The following is a 21,157-nucleotide window of genomic DNA, read 5'->3' as shown; positions in this document are numbered from 1 at the left end:
ACTACTTCAGGATCCTGTACAGGTTGCTGAAGTCATCGGTCCAACGCCGGACACCGCGCCCGGGTTCCAAGGCCACGGCCGCATTCGCGATCTCCTCGCGCCTGAAAAGCAGCCCGTCCCTGCTCATCAATACCCAATCGGAGCTGAAGATGCCCGCCTCGTCGTCTTCCTCGTTGGAGACTTCGAGCGACGTCCAGCCGCCTTCCTGGGCCTCCGCAAGCAGCACGGGTTTCAGATCCAGGTAGCGGTTGGAGATGTGGACCGCCACGACGCCACCCGGACGGAGATGGCGCCGGTACTGCTGGAAGGCCTCGCGCGTGAGCAGATGGACTGGAATGGAATCGCTGCTGAAGGCATCCACGGCGATGAGGTCGTAGCCTTGGGGCGGTTCGCGCTCCATGGAAAGCCGCGCGTCGCCCATGACCACCTCCGCCTTCCCGTCGCATTCGGGAATGGCCTGGAACCAGCCGCGGGCCAGGTCCGAGACCAGGGGGTTGATCTCGTAGATCCGGACCGTGTCCCCGCGCCGCGCATAGTCGGCGAGCGTGCCGGATCCCAGGCCCACCACGGCGAATTTCAGCGGGCCCTGCTCGCCGAGCAGCCGCAACGAAAGCCCAACCCCGGAGTCGGGGCCGTAGTAGGTGGTAGGTTTCCTGGCGAGATCCCCCGCCAGGAACTGGCCGCCATGGTTGATGTTGCCGTGGACCAGCAGCCGCATGCGATCACGGTCCTGGTATCGCTCGACCACATGCAGCGGACCATAGAAATTGCGGACCTGCACCAGGGAGGTGCGGGCTTGCTCATGCTCGAGCCTCACCGACATCACCGCCAGGACCGTCGCGCACATGGATAGCAGCAGCCCCCCGCCCTGCCTGACGGACCGCCGCGTTCCTCCGCCGGAATCCCGCATCCAGGCGATGAAAACCAGGACCGCCATCAGCACCAAGGCCATGGGGAATTCCACCAAAGTCGAGAAGATCCGGGGCGCCACCAGGCCGGCGAAGATCCCTCCCAGGGCGCCGCCGAAGGAGAGCGAAAGGTAGAAGCCCGTGAGGTGGTCCGGCGCGGGACGGAGACGCGCCAATTCGCCATGGGCGGTCATGCAGGCCACGAAGAGCGCGCTTGAAAATACGATCACCTGGATCCTCACCGGGGCGTGGATGTGGTCCGGCATCATCAGCCAGCCCATGCCCAGCAGGGCGGGAACCAGGAGTCCCACGAAGGCCTTGCGCACGTACCAGCGGGGATTGTCGAAACAGATGATGAAGCTCAGCAGGTACAGGCAGAGCGGGAGCACCCAAAGGAAGGGAATGGGCGCGACATTCGTGCAGAGGTGGCTGGTCACCGACAACAGCAACAATGAAGGCGCGAAAGCCAGCAGGATCCAAAGCAGCCGGAGGCCGGGCCCTGGCTCCGCGCCATCAGCCGCGGCAGGCGCCGCGCGATCCGGAATTTCCGGAAATCCCTTCACCCGCCAGACCATTCCCACCGCGCAGAGGAGGTAGACCCCATAACCCGCGGTCCACACCCAGGCCTGGATGCCCAGGCGGAAAAAAGGTTCGATGAGCACCGGATAGCCCAGCAGCGCCGCGAGGCTGCCCGCATTGGAAAGCGCGAACAGGCGGTAGGGCTGCCAGCCCGGGCGTTCCCTGGCCAGCCAGGCCTGCACCAGCGGGCTCGTGGAGGACAGCAGCAGGTAGGGCAAGCCCACGGTGGCTGCCAACAGGCCCACGATGCGGAAGGTCGGATCGCCCGTGATGCCGGGTTTCCACCCGGGATTGGGGCTCAAAGGAAGCGCGAGGACGCTCGCCGCGAGCAGGAGCAAATGCAAGATCGCCTGCCGTTTCGCGGAGAGCTTCTGCAGCAGATGCGCGTACAGGTAGCCGCCCAGCAGCAGCACCTGGAAGAAGAGCATGCAGGCGGTCCACACCGCCGCCGAGCCGCCAAACCAGGGCAGGATGCGCTTGGCCAGGAGCGGCTGCACCAAGAACAGCAGGAAGGCCCCGAGGCCGATGGTGGCCGCCGGGAGGACAAGGGTGCGGTCGCCCTGCGCGTGGATCGGCGCGGAATCGTTCACGGGAATCCTTGGATAGATGGTCCACTCCAGAGTGAAGCCACCGCCAGCATTCGTCCATAGGCGCGGCGCGGGTTGCTTCTGCGGCCGCCGGGGTGCGGTTCTCGGCGGCCTGCCCGGTCCAAATCAGCTCTCGCGCTCCAGCATCCCGAACCTGGCCACGATGCGCTTCTCGCCGGTCTCGAAACGGATGGTGTAGGTGAGCCCTTCGCCGCTGCCGGTGGCGGCGGTGATGACGCCGCGGCCGAAGCGCGGACTCCGGATGCGCGTCCCCTTGGGCCAGGCCTCCGGAGAAACGGTTCGAGCGGATGCGCTTGGAGACACCGCCAAGGGCACAGGCATGGTTTTGCCTTCTGAATCCACCTCGGCCGCGGCCCGCACCTTGTCGAAAAAGCTGCGGATGCGGTTCAGTTCTGTGGCCACCGATGCCCCGCCGCCGCCCCGGGCGCGCTCCGGCGTCCAGCCCCCCTGGCCCGCCTGGTACAGCTCCGTCCCCCACCGGATCGGCGTGTCCAACGCGCCGCTGGGCAGTTCCCGCAGGAACCGGCTGGGCATGCCCAGCACTTCGCTGCCCATGATGCGCCGCCGCCGGGCGCCGCTGAGGTAGAGCTTGGCCTTGGCCCGCGTGATGGCCACATAGAAGAGCCGGCGTTCCTCTTCCAGGCCTTCATCGGTCTCCCGCGCCTGGCGGTTGGGGAAGACTTCCTCTTCCATACCTACCAGGAAGACGATGGGGAATTCCAGCCCCTTGGCGCAGTGGATCGTCATGAGCGAGAGCTCGACGGCCTGGTCCAATTGGTCCGTGTCCGCCGCCAGCGTCACCCGGTCCAGGAATTCCGGAAGCCGCAGGCCCAGGGCTTCGGATTCCGCCGCGGCCGAAAGGAATTCCTCCAGGTTCCGCACGCGTCCCTCGGCTTCCAGCGTGCCTTCGTCTTCGAGCATCTGGAGGTAGCCGCTCTCGTGCAAGGTCCAGCGCACCAGGCCTGCCAGCCCAAGGGAGGTGGCCTCGTTCGCGGCGCGGTGGAACAGCTCCACGAACCGGTGCAGTTCCCGGCCCGCGCGGCCCTTCAGCTCGCCGGCCTTCAGCAGGATCGACACGCCTTCCAGCGCCGTCCCGTTTTCGGGGATGGCGGCTTCGATCTTCCCGAGGGTGGTGGGGCCCACGCCGCGCGACGGGCTGCTGACGGCGCGGCGGAAACTTTGAAGATCGTAGGGATTGGAAATGAGCCGCAAGTAGCTGAGGAGGTCCTTCACTTCCTGGCGTTCGTAGAACTTCGTGCCGCCCACGAGCCTGTAGGGCAGGTTCGCGGCCCGCAGGGCCTCTTCCATCTGCCGCGACTGCCAGTTGGCGCGGTAGAGCACGGCCATCTTGATGCCCGCGTCGTAGCGCCGGGCTTCCTGCAGTTTCGATACCACCCATTCGGCCTCGGCCCGCCCGTCATCGCTGAGCTTGAAGGTGATGGGCTCCCCCGCGCCACGGTCGGTCCAGAGGGTTTTCCCGAGCCGCTGCGCATTGTTGGCGATGACCGTGGAGGCCGCGTCGAGGATGGACTGCGAGGAGCGGTAGTTCTGCTCCAGCTTGATCTGGATGGCCTCGGGAAAATCCCGCTGGAAGTCCAGGATGTTGCGGATGTCGGCTCCGCGCCAGCCATAGATCGAATTGTGCGTGAGCAGGCCATTGGCGATGAAATTATGCGTGCCTTCCACGTCCAGGTCATAGACGGGCTTCGAGAGGGCTACGCGCTTGACCGAAATCACCGGGTCGTAGCCCCCATTTCCATCGAAGAGCACCATCCCTGGCTGAATATTGGAAGCGGGAATCATCGGCAGGGAATTGGATTCGCGCGCGCCACCGCTTCCGCCCAGCCGCGCCTGCAGGACGATTCTGGCGTTTAACTCGGATTCCAGTTGATGGGCGATGCGCATCAGTTCTTTGAACTCCTTCCGGCAGGTTTCGAAACGCCAGCTTCCTGACCCCGCTTTCGCCGGTCGCACGGAAAAACCAAGCTGTTCCAGTTTCCGCTTTCCTGTTGAATCTTGCCCCGCCATCGAGATCCGGTGCATGGGCGTGCTGCCGCGCCGGTCGCCGCAAAGCGTGACCAACACATTGCGCCTTCCCACGGCGCCTTGGGCTCGATGGTGAGGATGGGAGGGATCGAGGCCTCGTGTTCGAAGCAGCAGGCGGGCGCCACTTTCTGAATCCACGGATTCAAAAACTTTGGCGATCATGGATGCGTCATGCACGAGTCCATGGGTGCTATTGCCTTTTCTAGGCACGAACGGAAGGGTGGGGATCCGGTACCGCAGGGACAGGATCATTTCTTCCAGGCGCGCCTCATTCTCGGTGCCATGGACACCCACCACCCACAGCTCATCCGCGTGTTCCTGTCTGGCCCGCTGTAGGAACCCCACCACTGGCTTCACCTGGCCGCGCGTATGGATCTGGCTTGTGCCCAAGCGCCACCCGATGCCCTCTTTGCGCATGAGATAGACGAAGTGGCACTGCGGAGCCGCGCCCAGCCGATAGCCAGCGAAATGCGTGTGTTCGGGCGTGCTGATAAGTTTGCGTCCAGCGGCGGTCTTGATTTCGATACCCATCCCAGTCCGGGTGCGCTGGGCCACGCGGACCACTTTGGCAGGACGGAAATCACCGGACCCAAAGCCGGACCAGATTTCGTCCCCCGAATCAATTTTTTCGATGAGGCGATCCCTGCCATCAGCCATGCGGATGCGGGTGCCGGCAATGAGGCACTGGTCTTCATCGCCCACCACGCACAGGTTGTGGTGCCTCCGCGCGAGGTGCTGCACCAGCAGGTACTGGGCGCGGTTGGTGTCCTGGTACTCGTCCACCAGCAGGTACTGGAACCGCGTCCCATAGATGGCCTGCATGGCGTCTTCGCGGAACAGCCGTTCGGTGTGGAGCAGCAGGTCGTCGAAATCGCAGGCCCGGTGGTTGCGCAGGCCTTTCTGGTAGAGCGTGTAGGCCTCCAGCACCTTGCGGGTCCAGGGGTCGAGGGCTTCCTCCGCCGCTTCTTCTGGCAGCAGGCAGCGGTTCTTGAAGTCGGAAATCATCTCCAGCACGCGGCGCGGATGGAACTGTTTCTCGGACATCTTCAATTCCGACAGCACCTGTTTCATCAGGCTTTTCTGGTCGGAGGGATCGAAGATGACGAAGTCGCGGCCCACCGGCGCGCGGTCGCCCTCCCGCCGCAATATGCGCGTGCAGAAGGAGTGGAAGGTGCTCACCCAGAGCTGCGCCACCGGCACCGAGACCAGTTGCGCCACCCGGTCCCGCATCTCTTCGGCGGCCTTGTTGGTGAAGGTCATGGCCAGGATGGAACCGGGATGCGCGCCCTTCTCCTCGATGAGCCAGGCGACGCGGCGCGTGATGACCGTGGTCTTGCCCGACCCTGCGCCCGCGAGAATCAGCAGCGGCCCATCCGTGTGCATGACGGCTTCCCGCTGGGGCGGATTCAGGTTCTGCAACAGGGGATGGTTGTCGGGATGGTCGATGGAGTCCTGGGGCATCCCTGATTCTAGCGGCCTATTTCGCGGGGGCTTCGGACCCGATGGCCCTGCCCTTTTCGGCCTTCCGGACCACCTGTTGCACCAGTTCCATGATCTCGGCCTCGCTGAGCCGATCCTTGAAGGAGGGCATGCGGCCGAAACTCTTGCCTTTCCGGATGGCCTTGGCCAGCTCGGCATCGGTGAAGGCCTTCATTTCCTTGGCATCCGTGAAGTCCTGGCCCTTGAGCCGCGAGCCATCGGCGCCCCGCGCGCTTCCATCGGCTCCATGGCACACCGAGCAGTTCACCGCGTAAAAAGCCCGCAGATCCTTTTTTTCGGCATCCTGGAAAGCGAAGCCCGGTAACCCGGCCAGCAACAGGAAGGCCAGGGCCGGTTTGGAGAAGGGAATGGTCATTTTTTCCTCGCAGCCAGAGGGCGGATGATCTCGGTCACCAGGGCTTCCACCTCCGTCTCGCTGAGCTGGGACTGGAAAGAAGGCATGCCGCCCTTGCCTTTGAGGATGGCCTTCACCAGGTCGCCATCCTTTTTATTGCCCTGCCACCGGGCATCGCTGAGCACCCGGCCTGGCAACTTCTGGCCATTCACACCCCGGGCCGAGCCGTCCACGCCATGGCATGCCGCGCAGGTCCGTTGATAGAACAACTTCAAGTCCTTCGGCTCCGCGGACACGAGGGACAGCGAACAGCTTGCGATGATGAAATATTTATTAAAACGCATGTGACTCCCAAAATCCTTGCAACCATATCATGTGAAAAGTTAAGGGCCAAAGCAGCAGAAGCCCCGGTTTTCCATGGAAAAGATGTCCGTGGCGGCGGCGAACCGGCCGGTGCCTTCAACAATGGACCACCCATCAATCCGTGAAAGGTCCGGTTCCAAGATTCAGGCCCATCCGGTGGCGGAAGGCCAGCGCCGCCCACAAACCCTCGAACTGTAGCGATTGGTGTATTTTCCATCGGTGGCTTAGGCTGTAGGAGTGCTCCCATGGCGAAATGGCAGACGCAGCGGACTTAAAATCCGCCGCCCGCAAAGGCGTCCCGGTTCGACCCCGGGTGGGAGCACCATCCATAGCCCTTGGCTTTCACAGGACTAGATGTCCTGTGAAAACCTAGGGCTATGTGATGGTGCTCAGCCTCGCAATCGCGAGCACTTGGACGAAGAGAGGCACACAGGACTAGATGTCCTGTGAAAACTTAGGGCTATGTGATGGTGCTCAATCCCACTCGCCCCGCGCCGCTCCGCCCAACCGCTCCGTTAGCCGGGAGGATGATCCCATTGCCATAGGCCCGGACCCCGGGACTATGATGGGTCCAGACTCCCCGAGGGTGACTCATGCGCATAACTGGATGGCGCCTGCTGCAACTGGCCATCGGCCTGCTGCTTTCCGTACAACCCATCCGGGCGCAGGCCATGCGCACCGGAGAAGTCTACGAGGCCCCCGGCCAGGTCTTCCGCGTGGTCTTCAAGGAGCCCGGCAACCGCGAGTTCGCCAAGGTCGTGGCGGATTCGCTGCAGAAGGCATGGGAGGCCTACAACACTGATTTCAAGCAGGATGACGGCAAGGCGCCCATGGGCTGGCTGAATCCCGGCAAGCGCATGGATGTGCAGATCATGCGCATCGGCGGCGGCGTGAACGCCGAGTACAAATTCCTGTCCTGGAACGGCTACATCAACGTGGATCCCGTCATCGGTCAGAACGACCTTCCGGGCCTCAAGATCACGCTCTGCCATGAGCTTTTCCACGCGCTGCAGGATGCCTACTCGAACATGATGGTGTCGGGCGTGCGCGCCCACTGGTGGTTCGAGGCGACGGCGGAATGGGCGGGACTGAAGTACGGCAGCCCCTACACCGCCGACCAAGCCCGGGACGAGATGAAGCGGTACAAGTACTGGCTCTCCGTGCCCGTGCAGGAATCCGAGAATTACGAAGAAAAGCTCATGGCCTACGCCTTCTGCATGATGGTGGAGCACGCGGAGACCAAGAGCCCCGGCTACATCCGCCGCGCCCTGAATGGAAACGCCATCACCAGCCGCGTCTTCTATGAGGAACTGGTGAAGGCCGCGGATTTCCCGAACAGCTTCCATGAGTACGTCGGGGGCTACCTGCGCATCGGCTTCGTGACCCCGGGGCTCTGGTCCACGGCAAGGCTCTTCGAGACCGATGGGGAGACCCGCCTGTACCGGACCGAGAACGACACGCCGGGAAGCCAGGAGATCCCCCAATTCGAGCGCATCGTCGACGAGACCCGGCGCGCGCAGCCCTTCAAGTTCCCGGCCCGGGTGGAATTGCCCCCGCTCACGGCGCGGCTCTACGCGGTCAGCGCCGCGGGCCTGAAGCTGCCGCGCTCGGTGAACGTGCACCTGCGGCAAACCTCCGCATCGGGCCCCGTCTCCTCGGAACGCGCGGTGCTCCTGAAGGTTCCCGCGGATGGATCGAAGGCATCCTGGTCCCGGCTCAGCGGCGGCAATGCCAAGGTCAAAGGCCTTGGTACCGAGCTGCCTGCGATGTGCGTCGCGGTCTACAACCCGGATCCCTGGCTGCCCATGAGCTACGAGCTGGAGCTGTCCCTCGACAAGGACGCCACGCCGGGCGTGGAGTTCCTGCTCGAGCCGCTGTCCTTCGACACCATGAACGGCGAGACCAAGGAGTGGCAGGACGGCCAGAATGGCGCCACGTCCACCTCCAAGTGGAAGATCGAGGCGGAGGGCCTGTGGTTCGACAGCAGCCAGGACGGCTTCCACATGGAGGCGTCCTGGCCCAAGCCGCCCGGGACCTTGAAGCAGGGCGACAGTTTCATGATGGACATCACGCTCGTGGCCGATGGGCCGCGGGCGGCCCAGCTTCAGATTTCGCCCATCGGTCCGACGTCCGAATGGGAGATCCAGGCCTTGAACCCTGGTCCCGAAGTGAGGAAAGCGGCCCTGAACGCTTGGGTGCTCAGCCTGCCGGCGGGGAAGGGGCGCCGCAGCGCGACGATGCGCGCGAAGGTCTCGCTGCCTGGTCCCTGGGCGACCGTGAACCTCAAAACCGGCGAAGGCAGCGGCGGCCGCCGGAAGATCCACACGGACCTCCTTGTGCTCAGCATCAACGTCAACAACACCGGCCGCATCCAGTGGATCTACGCCAAGAAGGGCGCGAGCAGGTGGTGGGATAAAAAGTAGAACTGGACGTCCGGCTGGGTGGAATTGAATGGCGTACGGCCCGGAGTCTGCGGGTCCACAGCGCCCGGCCCGGGTCTGTGGGCCTAAATGGCCTAAACTGTGTGTCGGAGCCCCAGATGCCCACCCCCAAGAGCCAGCCCGAAGGTGGAACCGGCCTCGCCACGAAGACCAAGGGCAAGCCAAAACTCCAGCCGCCGTCCATGTGGAAAGTCATCCTGCACAACGACGACTACACCACACAGGAGTTCGTGGTCTTCGTGCTCACCGCCATCTTCCGCAAGGCCGAAGCCGAGGCCACCCGCATCATGCTGGCGGTGCACCGCGAGGGAAAGGGGATCGCCGGGCTCTACACCCGCGACGTGGCCGAAACGAAAATCACCCAGGTGCGCGCCCTCGCGGAACAGCGCGACTACCCGCTGCTCTGCACCATGGAGCCCCTAGAGCCTGTTTCAAAATGAGGCGTGGCCGCGCTGGGAGCGCCGGGCGAGCGGGGCAAGGCAGCCGACCACGGCATATCGACCATACGCCACGGGAGGCTAACGCAGCCCCGCGAAGCCCGCCGCCCCAGCCCGAAGGGACGGGGCCAGCCGCGCGCATCGCGGCGTCACGGGCCTTGAGCGTATGATCTATACGCCGCTGCGGCCCATTCCTTGCGCTGCATCGCGGCTGACCTCCGTCGCGACCACACCTCATTCTGAAACAGGCTCTAAAGCGTGGATGCATGAACACACCGCCCCTCCAGGCAAACCTGCAATCCGCCATCCGCCGGGCCTTCGAGCTGGCGCGCCTCAAGCGGCACGAGCTCGTCACCGTAGAGCACCTGTTGGCGGGGCTATTGAGCGATTCCGAGGTCCAGAAAACGCTTGGAGCCTGCGGGGTGAAACTCGCCAGCCTGCAGGCCTCGCTGGACGCCTTTCTGGAAGCCAAGCTCGAGGCTCTGCCCGTCGGCGTGACGTTGCATCCCTCGCCCAGCCTGGGCTTCCAGCGGGTGATGGAGCGGGCCATCCTGCACGCGCTGTCCTCGGAGCAAGCCACCGTGGACGTAGGCAGCGTCCTGGCCGCGGTGCTCCAGGAACCCGAAAATTTCGGCGCCCACTACCTCCGGTCTGAAGGGCTCCAGCGTTTGGCTCTGCTGCGCTACCTCTCCCATGGGGCCGCGGAACCCGCGCCGCCCAAGACCGCCGAACCCACGGAGACGCCTGGCGAAGATAGCGAAACCCCGCCCGCGGATCCTCTGAAGGCCTACACCGTGGACCTGGTGGCCCGCGCCTCCGAAGGGAAGATCGATCCCCTGGTGGGCCGCCTGGCGGAATTGGACCGCATCATCCAGATCCTCTGCCGCCGCCGGAAGAACAATCCCCTGCTGGTGGGGGAGCCCGGAGTCGGCAAGACCGCCATCGCCGAAGGCCTGGCCCTGCGGCTCCACGAGGGCAAGGTCCCCGAGGCGCTGAGGGGCTCAAGCCTCTTCGCGTTGGATCTGGGCGCCCTGCTGGCGGGCACGCGCTACCGGGGCGATTTCGAACAGCGGGTCAAGGCGGTCATCGAAGCCTTGAAGGCCAAGGACCACGCGCTGCTGTTCATCGATGAGATCCACACCATCGTCGGCGCGGGCTCCGTGAGCGGGGGCAGCCTGGACGCCTCCAACCTGCTCAAGCCCGCCCTGGCCGCCGGGGAGCTGCGCTGCATCGGCGCCACCACCTTCCTGGACGCCAAGCATTCCTTCGACCGGGACCGCGCGCTTTCCCGCCGCTTCCAGAAAGTCGATGTCGGCGAGCCCAGCGAGGCCGAAGCCCTAGACATCCTGAAGGGATTGCGCTCGCTCTTCGAACACCATCATGGGGTCCGTTTCAGCGACGCGGCCCTGGAAGCCGCCGTTCGCCTGTCCGCCCGCCACCTGCGGGATCTGCACCTGCCGGACAAAGCCATCGACGTGCTGGACGAGGCCGGCTCCGCCCAAAAACTCCTGCCCGCCCGGAAGCGCAAGAAAACGCTGGAGGCCCAGGACATTGAAGCGGTCGTGGCCAAGATGGCGCGGGTGCCATTGCAGAGCCTCAGCGGCGACGACCGGTCGCGGCTGGCGGACCTCGACGCGCAGCTCCGCGCGGTCATTTTCGGCCAGGATGCGGCCATCGAAAAAGTGGCCTCCAGCATCAAGCTCAGCCGCTCGGGACTGCGGGGCCACGAGAAACCCACGGGGTCGTTCCTGTTTTCCGGTCCCACCGGCGTGGGAAAGACGGAATTGGCGAAGCAGCTGGCCCACCTGCTCATGGTTCCCTTCCTGCGCTTCGACATGAGCGAATACATGGAGAAGCACGCTGTATCGAGGCTGGTGGGCGCGCCGCCGGGCTATGTGGGGTTCGACGAAGGCGGACTGCTCACGGATGCGGTCCGGAAAAACCCCCACGCCGTGCTGCTGTTGGACGAGATCGAAAAAGCCCATCCGGACCTTTTTGCCATCCTCCTGCAAGTCATGGACCACGCCACGCTGACGGACAATCACGGCCGCCAGGCGGACTTCCGCCATGTGGTGCTCATCCTCACCACCAATGCCGGCGCCAAGGACCTGTCCCAGCGCCGCGTCGGTTTCAACGACACCGCAGGCGGATCAGCGCGGGGCGCCATCGAAAAAGCCTTCACTCCTGAATTCCGGAACCGCCTGGACGCCATCGTTCCGTTCGCGCCGCTGGGACGCCCCGAGATCCTGAAGGTCGTGGACAAGAACCTGGCCGAGCTCCAGGCGCTTCTCGACGAGAAAAACGTGAAGCTGAAGGTCAGCGTTGAAGCCAGGCAATGGCTCGCGGCCAAAGGCTACGAGCCGGCCTTCGGCGCCCGTCCCATGGCGCGCCTCATCGAGGACAGGCTCAAGAAGCCTCTGGCCGAAGCCATCCTGTTCGGCCCTTTGAAGGATGGCGGGAAAGCCGAAGTGGTGCTGTCTGACGGGGAGCCGGCCTTCAAGTACCGGTGATCCAGCGGATCGCCGGTCATCAGGCCGTCCAGGGCCCCCGCCGCGTCGGCAGCTCAAGCGCGCGGCGCAGCCTTGCCAGGAATTCCTCCCGGTCCATCACACGGGCGCCGAGCTTTTCCAGGTTCTCGTTCGGCACCTGGCCGTCGATGAAGTGGAACCCCCGGCTCCAGCACCACGCGCACAGGGCTGCGAAGGCGGCCCTGGAGGCATCGTCCACCTTTGAAAACATGCTCTCGCCGAAGAACGCGGCACCCAGGGAAATTCCATAAAGGCCGCCCACCAGCGCGCCGCCCTGCCACGCCTCGAAACTATGGGCGTAACCGGATCCATGCAACGCCGCGTAGGCGGCCAACATCCCGTCCGTGATCCAGGTGCCCGGGCCGCCGCTCCGGCCGACCGTCGCGCAGTTCCGCATCACCTCCGGGAAGGCCGTGTCCACGCGGATCTCGAAGGGGGCGCTGCGCAGCTTCCGCTTGGTGCGGGAGGGCAGGTGTTCATCGCCGGGCAGGAACACCGCCCGCTCCGGCGGCGACCACCACAGAATCGGCCCCCCGCTTGAGTACCAGGGGAAGATGCCGCAGCGATAGGCTTCCAGCAACCTCGCTTCGCGGAGATCGCCTCCCACGGCCAGCAGCCCGTCCGGCTCCGACTGATGCGGCGGCGGAAAAACGGGACGGGCGTCGAGGGTGAAGATCATGGCAGGGATGAGGCACGAGGCACAAAGGGCGAGGGGAAGAAGGTGAATAAGCTTCGCTCATCTCGCCACATGCTTCACACCTCATGCCTCATGGCTGGATCGCCGTGATCTCGATGCCGCGATAGTAGCGCTTCAGGATCTGGTCGTAGGTGTAGCCTTCCAGCGCCATGCCGTAGGCGCCGGTCTGGTCCATGCCTACGGCGTGCCCCCAGCCGCGGCCATAGAAGATCCATCGTTTTTTGTCCCCGGTGCCGACCGTGATGTAGCGGAACACATTGTCCCTGAGGCCGAGCAGGGCGCGGATGCGCATGCCGGTGAATTCATGGCCGACGCCGCGGGTGTCCCGCACCGTGAGCTTCAGCACGCGCCCATGCTCGTTATGGTCCAGCTCCAGTGCGCGGATGCCGCTCACGCCCACGCGGGATTTCACTTTCGCGAGCAGATCGCTGTCCTTCAGCTCCACCTTCCAGTGGGCTGCCGGATTGTAGCGGTCCCAAGCGGCGCCATCGGGATCGAGGCGGCGGATGAGCAACCGCGATCCGCCCTCCCTCGGCATCCATTTCACGCGGTCCCCCACCTGGATCCGGGCTTCGGACACCAGCCGCAGCTGGCCGCCGATGCTTTCTTCCGCGAGGAACAGGAAACTCGCCAGCGGCAGCGGTTCCGGCACCGCTCCGGGCAGCTTGCGGCGGACGGTTCCATCCCGCAGGAGGGTGCCCTCCGCCAGTTCCGGCGCTTCCAGCTCCTGCCACATGCGTGAGAGGGCCGTCAGCCCGTCCCTCAGGGTCGGGCGGCCATGCCACATGGCGGTGGAGACGATGCCTCGCCGCGCCAGGAAGGCTGCGAGCGGCCGGTCCCCGGGCCTCGTGACGGCGGGTCCTACGAAATAATCCGCGTCCTGGGATCTTTCCATGCCGTCCACCACCCGATCGAACCCCAGCGTCTTCGCCATCCAAAGATAGAGCTGCAGATCCCCGGCTACCGGGCGTTCCGGAGCCGGCAGCCCCAGCCGCTGGCAGAGGCGGGCCATGGGTTCCGTGAGATCGCCGCTGCGGAGCGGCTGTTCCATCCGTTCGCTGGTCAAGACGTCTGGAAGGATGATTCCGAAGGCCGCGAGGCGCAGCAGTTCCAGGTTCAACCAGGACTGGTCGGCGCCCGGGTCCACGGCGCCCAGGAAGGCAATGGCCATGGGCTTGTCCGGATAATTGCTCACACCCTTCAGGTAGGGTTGGGGGCCGCCAAAGACGTAGCTGTTGTCCACGGTGGCGCCGCCGCTGTCCGCCGTGAACAGGGCCTGGATGGGCGCGCCGCCGTAGGTGGCGATGAGCCCCGCGGTCTCGGCCACGGCGCGGTCCGCCAGCGGCTGCTCGCCGTCCTTACCGCCGTAGACCTGGTCCAGGGGCGTGTCCAGCAGGTCGAAACCGGCGCCTTTGCGCTTGCCGCGATTGGCCACCACGTAGGTGCGCGCCGCCACCGCCTGCACCTTCAGGGCCTCCACATTCGGATATTCATTGGCGCCCATCTCGCGCGGCACCACGCCGCGGACGTAGTCTTCCAAGGCAACCTGGTTGACCACCGTGAGCCGGCCGTCGCCATTGGGGAAGAATTCGACGGTGCCGCGGTAGCGGCCCTTGCCGAGAACGTGGACGGTGCCGTTGTTCGAACGGAACAGCACCCCTTCGGAGGGCAGCGGCCGCCGCTCGTAGCGTTCGGTCACGGCATAAAGAGCACGGCCCTTGCGCGGTTTCCCGGGAAGGTGCTCCGAGGACACCCACAATTCAGGGAAGCCGTTGCCGCTCAATTTCTGCAGAATCTGCTCGGTGTCTTCGGCCCGGCTGAAATGGCCCGTCAGCACTTTCCAGGACGCCCCGTCGGGAACGAAGATCTTTTCTGGCTGCTCCCCGAGTTCCCGCAACCGGCGCATGGTTTCCGCGGCAGCCGCCGCGCTCATGTCGCCACCCACGCGGATGCGGTATTCGTCCCGTGGATCGGCTTCGCCCCGGCTGTCCCACCAGATCCGCAGTTTTTCCCCATCCCGCAATTTCATGACGAGGCGTCCGCCCCGCGTGACCAGGTCGCCGCCGCCGTCCAATGTCACCTGCCAGTCGCTCATCTCGGTGGAAAGGCCGATGCGGACCGGGGCCTGCGCCGAGACGGGATGCACCAGACCGGCGAGCAGCAAGGATGTGGACAGGACTCTGGGATTCATGCTTCCAGCTTAGTGGCCGTTACGAAACAACCAGTGCTTTTTCTGGTTGTTTCGCTACGGCCACTGTCATGAACGAGGGGGACCGCCCGGTCGCTTCGCTTCCTCTGCGTCCCCTGGTCTCCCCCCCCCCCCCCCCCCCAGCCCGGACACCGCGTCTTATGTCGCTCATCAAATCGAAGCGGAAGGTTTATTTTGTGACGGCGACTTAGCTGAGGAAGTCCTGCAACATCCGCCTGCGCCGGCCGCGGAGCTGCGCCAGGCTGAGCAGTTCCCCGCCGGGGCCCGCGCGGTTGCAGAGCAGGGCCACGCAGCAGCGGTCTTCGATCCGGACGAAAATCGCCGCGCCGGTATAGCCCAGATGTTGCCAGAAGGCCGATGGCTCGGACATCTGCGCCGCCGCCGGATCCATCGCCGGCCAGTCCGTGGATGCGGATTCCAGGACCTTGACGCCCCCCGCACCGGGCGGAATCCGGGCCAGCAGATCCGCGTACGGCGCGGTGGCGCGTTGCAAACCCAGGCCCCAGATCTCGCCGTCCTCGCTCCGGGCGGTTTCGATGGCCATGCGGTCCGGCCAGCGGGCCGCCATCCATTTCTCCAGCGCGGATTCGAGCTGTTTTCCGGAGGCGCCGAACCCCGCGTGGCCGATCATGCCGGCCCGGGCATTGGCATCGTGGGGCAGATGGGGATCGGGGCCGGGGTAGTCGAGTTCCGGCGCCGCGATGGCCCAGGCGGTTGAATCCTGGCCCGCCGGGATGGGCATGGGCGTTCCGGTCCAGGGCGCCGGGCTGAGGCCGGAGGCCGCGGCTCCGAGCTGTTTCCAGGGCAGCCGGAGCTCCAGCTCCAGCAGCTCGGCGATCAGGCGATAACCCAGATCTGAATACGTGGACACACCCATTTCGGACGTCTTCAGCAGTGGGTGGTTCCCGGGCAGCGGCGTCCGCCGGAGCTGCGCCGCCAGGGGTTCGCCGGTGTAAGGGAGCCAGGGCGGCAGGCCCGCCGAATGGGAAAGCAGTTGCCGGACCGTCAGCGGATGCTCACGATCGTGGAAGCCCAGCTCCCAGCGGCGGTCCACATCGAGATCCAGGTAGGCATGGGCCAGCGTAGCGGTCGCCAGCGGCTTGGCGAGCGAGGCGAGGTCGTGGAAGGTCACGCCGGATCCGCAGGATGCGGATAGTTCTCGCGCGGCCATTTCCAGCCGTTTTCGATCTTCTGCCAGCCAACATGCGCGTAGTAACGCTCAGCGATCACCGATGCCTGCAGGACCCACTGCACATCAGGCCTTCCGAGGCTCTGGGCGCGTTCCAGAAGATCCTTGCCCAGGCCGCGGTTCTGGAAGTCCGGATGCACCGCCAGGTCGCAGACATAGCCATCGTAAGCGTAGTCGGTCCAGCCCCGCAGCAGCGCCACGAGCCGCTGGCCGCCCCGATCCTCGAACTCCTCCCAAGTAGTGAGCACCACGTTGGAGCCCTGGAACATGCGCTTCAGGCGATCCAGATCCGCAGTGGGCCGACGCAGTTTGGCCGCGTCGTAGAGTTCCGCGATGGCCTTGGGTTCCGGGACGATATCGCTGCGGTGGATGAAGCCCATCAATCCTCCAGCATCGCCGCGAGGCTCGACTCGACCGCTTTCTGCACCTGGTCCGCCACCCGCATGGCCTCCAGGCCGTCGGCCCACGAGACGTAGTCCTGGCCTCGGCCTTGGCAGGCCTGGTAGAAGGCTTCGATTTCGAGCTTGAGCGGTTCACCTTCCTCGATGTCCACGGTCTCAGGGATGACTTCCGGGCCGTTTTCGCCCATCTTCAGACGCAGGATCTCCAGCTTCTGGGCGGCGAAATCCAGGCTGGCGTATTCCTGGTTTCCGAAGGCCCGCAGCGTCCGCTCCTTCTTGCGCGCCACGCGGCTGGCGGTGACCGTGGCGAAGGCGCCGCCTTCGAATTTGAGCCTCGCGTTCACCAGGTCCGGGAATTTCGTGAGCACCGGCACGCCCACGGCCTCCACATCCACCACGGGCCGCTGCACCAGCGCCATCAGCAGATCCAGGTCATGGATCATCACATCCATCACGACATCCACTTCCAGCGAGCGCATGGGAAAAGGCGAGACGCGGATGGCTTCGATGAACTTGGGTTTGAAGTTCGCCGCGCGAAGGGCCACCACAGCCGGATTGAACCGCTCCAGGTGGCCCACGCAGGCCACCAAGTCCGGGTTGGTCTTGCGCGCGACCGCCAGGACCGCCAGCAAGGCCTCACCCTCCAGGAGATTCGCCGCCAGGGGCTTTTCCATGAGCAGATGCTTGCCCGCCTTCAGGACTTCCACGCCGATCGCGTGGTGGAGCCCCGTGGGGGCTGCGATCTGCACCGCATCGACCTCGGCGAGCACATCCGACACCTGCGGCGCCCAGCGCGTATGGAATTTTTCCGCGATCTCCTTTCCCCGTTCGGCGGAAGGGTCCACCACCGCCACCAGGTCCACGGTCTCCGAGCTGGATGCGATCCTGGCGTGGTGCTGGCCCAGGTGCCCCACACCCACCACGGCGACGCGAAATCTGGACATGGAATCCTCCCCCAACAGTGTAGGCGAGCATCAGCTAAGCTATTGGGAACTTCGAGGTCCACATGCCTGCATTCGATTCCCTCTCGCTCGTCAAATGGTTCCACTTCATCCTGTTGTCCGTGGCCGGGGGCGGCGCGGTCGTGGCCTTGCTGCTTTCGGGCTACGAAGATGAACGCGAGGACCTCCGCGGCCTGGCGGCCACGGTATGGAAGCGCACGGTGGGCTGGGGCTTCCGACTGGCGCTGGTGGCGGGCATCGGCGCTTTCCTGATTTATTTGAAGGCCGGGAGCAACCTTCTCCTGGAACACTTCATGCACGTCAAACTGACCCTGGTGCTGATTCTCCTGGCCTGCTCGGAAATGGCGCCGAAGGGACTGGCTGCAGGCAAGCGCGGCGCGGCGATGCTTGCCCTGCTGCTCTTCATGCTGGCGAGCTTCGTGATGTACAACCAGGGCATCTTCGGCCAAAAATCGAAACCCATGCCGGTCCCCATGGCCCAGTCCGCGCCTGACAGCACCGTTCCCGCGGGCCGTTGATCCTCCGGAACCATCCGCCCGCGCCCCTGGTATGGGCGGTGCTGGCCTGCGCGATGCCATCGGCGGGCGATTGGCCGCGCACCGTCCCTGAATCCACCCGACACGCCCGCACCAGCACCGTGGCGGAGGTGCGCGGATTCATGGCAGCCCTAAGCCGCCGCGCGCCGGCGCTGGTGCCCTACCGGCCACGGCATGCGCCCATGGCCACCGAGGCTGGAAAACCGCTGCTGGCCTGGCGTCTGCCTGCCGCATCCAAGGACGCCCTGCGCGTCTACCTCAACGCCAACATCCATGCGGGCGAGGTCGAAGGCAAGGAGGCGGTGCAGCTCATCGTGCGGGAGTTCCTGCAAGGACTGCATCCGGCGGCGCGGCGGCACCTGGATCTGGTGGTCTGCCCCGCCTACAACGCCGACGGCACGGATGCCCTGGATCCGGCCATCCGCAGGTACCAGCCGAACCCTGAAAGCGGCGTCGGCCGGCGCGAGAATTCGCGTGGCCTGGATCTGAACCGCGACTTGATGAAGGCCCAGGCTGCGAACACCCGCTGGTTCCTTGCGATGCTCAAGGACTTCGACCCGGCCGTGGTCTTCGACCTGCACACCACCAACGGGAGCTACCACGGCTTCCACCTGACCTACGCGCCGAGCCTGGCCCTGGGAGCGGATCCGGACCTGCTGACCTTCAACCGCCGCCTGCTGAACGAGGTGCGCGACGGCCTGAAAAGCCGAGGCCTTCCGGCCTATGACTACGGCAACTTCCGCCCCGAGTCCCTGAAGCCGGGCGAGGTCCCGGCGGGCTGGGAGACTTTCGATTTCCGGCCCCGCTACCTGAGCAACTATCCAGGGCTTCAAAACCGCCTGGCGATCCTGTCCGAAGCCTACGTCTACCGGAGCTACGCGGACCGCATCGCGGACACCCGGACCTTCGTGCTGGCCTGCCTGGACTGGATCGCCGCCCACCGCGGCGAGGTGCGGCGCGTCCTCGGAGAAGCGCGCCGGCATTGGATGGACAGTTGGCAGGCCGGAACGCCCAGCCTGCCCCTTGCCGCGGATTTCGCCCTTACAGAGCGCCATTCCTTCGACGTGGTGCAGCCCCTGAAAGATGCCGATGGGCGCGTCATCGGCGAAGCTTCCCGCGCGACCCTCGACTTGCCAAGTTTCGTGACTTGGGCGCCCCGGGAATCCATCGCGGTGCCGGAGGGCTACCTGGTCGACGCGGCCTACGCCTTCAAGGTGCGGCCGGTGCTGGAGGCCCACGGCATCAAGGTGTTGCCGGGGTCGGCCAGGCCGAGGTCGCCCTTGAATTTCTTTCATGAAACCAGTCGCACGGTCGCTGCCCAATTCTTCCAGGGCAGCATCGGCCTCACCCTCAAGGGAGCCTGGACCCCCGAAGAATCCCCGCTCCCAAAGGCTCCGCGCTGGACCCGGGTGGACCTGGACCAGGCGCTCTACGTGCCCCTCGACCAGCCCCTGGGCCGCGTCGCCTTCTACCTGCTGGATCCCCGCAGCCCCGATGGCCTGGTGACCTGGGGATTCTTCCACGAAAGTCTGCTGCGCAGCGACGGCGCCTGGGGCGAGCCGTTGCGCTTCCCGATCCTGGCGGTGGGTGGGGCCCATGACATCGTGGGTGCGGATCCGGGACCGTCCGCCAAAAAGGCCGAGTGACGAGCTAGGCAGGATCAGGCCGCCACGCGACCGGCCCTGGCGGCTCCGAGGGTCGCGTGCATCACAGGCACTACCAGGAACCCTCCCAACTCCTGGAAGATGGCCCAAAATTTGATTTGGCAAAGGAAAATACTATTGCGGCGAATTCTCAGTAGGGAATAATCTACCCACACCCCTTCCTCACAGGAGATCTCGATGCCAAGGACCTTCCGCCCACTCTTTGCCGCCCTGTTGCTCTCGTTTTCGACGAGCCTGGTCGGGCAGATTGCCCAGGATTCCGGCACTCCGGCGGGTCCAGTACCCCAAGCCCTGACAGCCCTGATGACCCCGCCCGTGGTTCCCACCGGCAGCCTGACCACGCTGTTTGCAGGCAACAATTCCCAGAACGGCAACATGTTCGATGTCCAGACCATCAATAAAATCACCATCACCAGTTTCGCCATCAACCTTTCAACCAGCTACCCATCCACGACGATGGAGGTCTACTACAAGGCCGGGACTTCCGTGGGTTTCGAAACGAACGCCGGAGCCTGGACCCTCCTCGGAAGCTCCGTCGTCACCAGCCTGGGCGACAACGTGCCCACGCCGCTCCCCGTAGGCGGATTGACCCTTGATGCGGGGCAGGTCTATGCCTTCTACATCACAAGCACCAGCCCCATCGGATTCGGTGTCATCCGGTACACCAACGGGACCACCGACTATTCCAATTCGGATCTGACCATCTACCACGGCTTCGGCAAAGCCTATCCTTTCGCCAACACCTTCTCGCCGCGCATCTGGAACGGCACCATTTTCTACAACATCATTCCCGCTTACGACACCAGCTTCCTGGACGATTCGGGCAATTCCCTGATCTGCTTCAGTTCGGTCACCGGGGATTTCCAATGGAACGTGCTGGCGGGGCCCAATGCCGGAAACACCTACACGGGAACATCAAGGGTGACCCAGACCCGGATGGCCACCAAGCTCGCCACGCCGTTCGGGGTCTTCCCATCGCTGAACCTCTACTGGAACACCATCCAGAACTCGGCCACGGCCACCCTGGCTCCGACCGTCCAGACCACCCAGTTCGATCCCTACTTCAGGCTTTCAGACGCAAATACCACCAACAACCCGCCCTCCCCCTGCCTCCCGGCGCTCGAAGTCCGGTCCTTAAGCACACCCAATAACTAAGCCCTCACGGAGGATCTGATGCGGATGAATCCAGTTGCTCTCCTGCTCGGCCTGTCGCTTGCGGCGCAGACTCCGGCCGCGAAACCCGTGCCGGCGCCCGCGGCCGAGCCCACCATCGGCGCTGCCATCGATGGCACCTTTCAATGGGTGCCCGGCCAGTTCCTCGCCGCAGCCGATGCCATGCCCGAAGACAAATACGACTGGGCCCCTACCCAAGGCGAGTTCAAGGGCGTCAAGACCTTCGCCCAGCAGGTCAAGCACGTGGCGGCCGTAAACTACCTCGTGGGCGCCGCCGTCCTCGGGGAGAAGCCCCCGGTCGAGCTCGGGAATGCCGAAATGGGCCCCGACAACCTCAAAACCAAGGCTGATATCGCGGTCTTCCTGAAGGCTTCCTTCGACTACGCCCGCAAGGCCATCAAGGGCATCACGCCCCAGAACGGCACCAAGGCCATGAAGAGCCCCTTCGGCGAAGGCACCATGACGCCCCTGGGAATGGCCGCCCTCCTTGGTTTCCACGGCATGGACCACTACGGCCAGATGGCCGTCTACCTCCGCATGAACGGCATCATTCCGCCGGCGAGCCGCAAGAAGTAGCGCTCT

General features: G+C 64.9%; 16 protein-coding genes and 1 tRNA gene. 8 read left to right on the top strand and 9 right to left on the bottom strand.

The features are described 5' to 3' along the window. Position 1: 1 nt before the first annotated feature. From IPQ13_06585 to IPQ13_06570, 4 genes are all read right to left on the bottom strand, one after another. The gene (locus IPQ13_06585) at positions 2–2,077 is read right to left on the bottom strand and encodes a fused MFS/spermidine synthase (protein ID MBL0210567.1); all 2,076 of its coding nucleotides are present in this window, start codon (positions 2,075–2,077) and stop codon (positions 2–4) included. A 123-nt stretch (positions 2,078–2,200) separates the two neighbouring features. After that, complete coding sequence (locus tag IPQ13_06580; protein MBL0210566.1) at positions 2,201–5,602, bottom strand: UvrD-helicase domain-containing protein; 3,402 nt, start codon at positions 5,600–5,602, stop codon at positions 2,201–2,203. 16 nt (positions 5,603–5,618) lie between these two features. Continuing rightward, positions 5,619–5,996 carry a cytochrome c gene (locus IPQ13_06575; GenBank protein MBL0210565.1) on the bottom strand — a complete coding sequence of 126 codons (378 nt, stop codon included), beginning with the start codon at positions 5,994–5,996 and terminating at the stop codon, positions 5,619–5,621. Beyond that, positions 5,993–6,319, bottom strand: coding sequence for a cytochrome c (locus IPQ13_06570; GenBank protein MBL0210564.1), 327 nt, complete (start codon positions 6,317–6,319; stop codon positions 5,993–5,995). Before IPQ13_06570 ends, IPQ13_06575 begins: the two co-directional genes overlap by 4 nt. A gap of 258 nt (positions 6,320–6,577) precedes the next feature. On the opposite strand from IPQ13_06570, the gene IPQ13_06565 reads away from it, so the two are divergent. From IPQ13_06565 to clpA, 4 genes are all read left to right on the top strand, one after another. Beyond that, positions 6,578–6,663, top strand: a tRNA-Leu gene (locus IPQ13_06565). Between the two features lie 268 nt (positions 6,664–6,931). Next, positions 6,932–8,761: a hypothetical protein gene (locus tag IPQ13_06560; protein ID MBL0210563.1), complete on the top strand. Its 1,830-nt coding sequence runs from the start codon at positions 6,932–6,934 to the stop codon at positions 8,759–8,761. A 116-nt stretch (positions 8,762–8,877) separates the two neighbouring features. Then, complete coding sequence (gene clpS / locus IPQ13_06555) at positions 8,878–9,219, top strand: ATP-dependent Clp protease adapter ClpS (protein MBL0210562.1); 342 nt, start codon at positions 8,878–8,880, stop codon at positions 9,217–9,219. 263 nt (positions 9,220–9,482) lie between these two features. Next, positions 9,483–11,726: an ATP-dependent Clp protease ATP-binding subunit ClpA gene (gene clpA / locus IPQ13_06550; protein ID MBL0210561.1), complete on the top strand. Its 2,244-nt coding sequence runs from the start codon at positions 9,483–9,485 to the stop codon at positions 11,724–11,726. Positions 11,727–11,745: 19 nt separating this feature from the next. Here clpA and IPQ13_06545 read toward each other — a convergent pair whose 3' ends face one another. From IPQ13_06545 to IPQ13_06525, 5 genes are all read right to left on the bottom strand, one after another. Next, a complete protein-coding gene (locus tag IPQ13_06545) occupies positions 11,746–12,423 on the bottom strand; it encodes a leucyl/phenylalanyl-tRNA--protein transferase (protein MBL0210560.1) in 678 nt (225 codons plus the stop codon). Positions 12,424–12,511: 88 nt separating this feature from the next. Beyond that, positions 12,512–14,632, bottom strand: a complete 2,121-nt coding sequence (locus IPQ13_06540; GenBank protein ID MBL0210559.1) for a SpoIID/LytB domain-containing protein — start codon at positions 14,630–14,632, stop codon at positions 12,512–12,514. Between the two features lie 205 nt (positions 14,633–14,837). Then, positions 14,838–15,782, bottom strand: coding sequence for a beta-lactamase family protein (locus IPQ13_06535; GenBank protein MBL0210558.1), 945 nt, complete (start codon positions 15,780–15,782; stop codon positions 14,838–14,840). Next, positions 15,779–16,219, bottom strand: coding sequence for a GNAT family N-acetyltransferase (locus IPQ13_06530; GenBank protein ID MBL0210557.1), 441 nt, complete (start codon positions 16,217–16,219; stop codon positions 15,779–15,781). The genes IPQ13_06535 and IPQ13_06530 overlap by 4 nt, the downstream gene beginning before the upstream one ends. Next, positions 16,219–17,184: a Gfo/Idh/MocA family oxidoreductase gene (locus IPQ13_06525; GenBank protein MBL0210556.1), complete on the bottom strand. Its 966-nt coding sequence runs from the start codon at positions 17,182–17,184 to the stop codon at positions 16,219–16,221. The genes IPQ13_06530 and IPQ13_06525 overlap by 1 nt, the downstream gene beginning before the upstream one ends. 62 nt (positions 17,185–17,246) lie before the next feature. On the opposite strand from IPQ13_06525, the gene IPQ13_06520 reads away from it, so the two are divergent. The 4 genes from IPQ13_06520 (at position 17,247) to IPQ13_06505 (ending at position 21,151) form a co-directional block, all read left to right on the top strand. Next, positions 17,247–17,720 carry a hypothetical protein gene (locus IPQ13_06520; GenBank protein MBL0210555.1) on the top strand — a complete coding sequence of 158 codons (474 nt, stop codon included), beginning with the start codon at positions 17,247–17,249 and terminating at the stop codon, positions 17,718–17,720. Then, on the top strand, positions 17,717–19,384 hold the full coding sequence (locus IPQ13_06515; protein MBL0210554.1) for a hypothetical protein: 1,668 nt from the start codon (positions 17,717–17,719) through the stop codon (positions 19,382–19,384). The genes IPQ13_06520 and IPQ13_06515 overlap by 4 nt, the downstream gene beginning before the upstream one ends. 195 nt (positions 19,385–19,579) lie before the next feature. Beyond that, a complete protein-coding gene (locus IPQ13_06510) occupies positions 19,580–20,557 on the top strand; it encodes a hypothetical protein (protein ID MBL0210553.1) in 978 nt (325 codons plus the stop codon). A gap of 24 nt (positions 20,558–20,581) precedes the next feature. Then, a complete protein-coding gene (locus IPQ13_06505) occupies positions 20,582–21,151 on the top strand; it encodes a DinB family protein (protein ID MBL0210552.1) in 570 nt (189 codons plus the stop codon). Positions 21,152–21,157: the final 6 nt, after the last annotated feature.

This window comes from Holophagaceae bacterium (assembly GCA_016720465.1).
Lineage (GTDB): Bacteria > Acidobacteriota > Holophagae > Holophagales > Holophagaceae > JANXPB01.
This window is presented reverse-complemented; position numbering and strand designations above follow the sequence as displayed.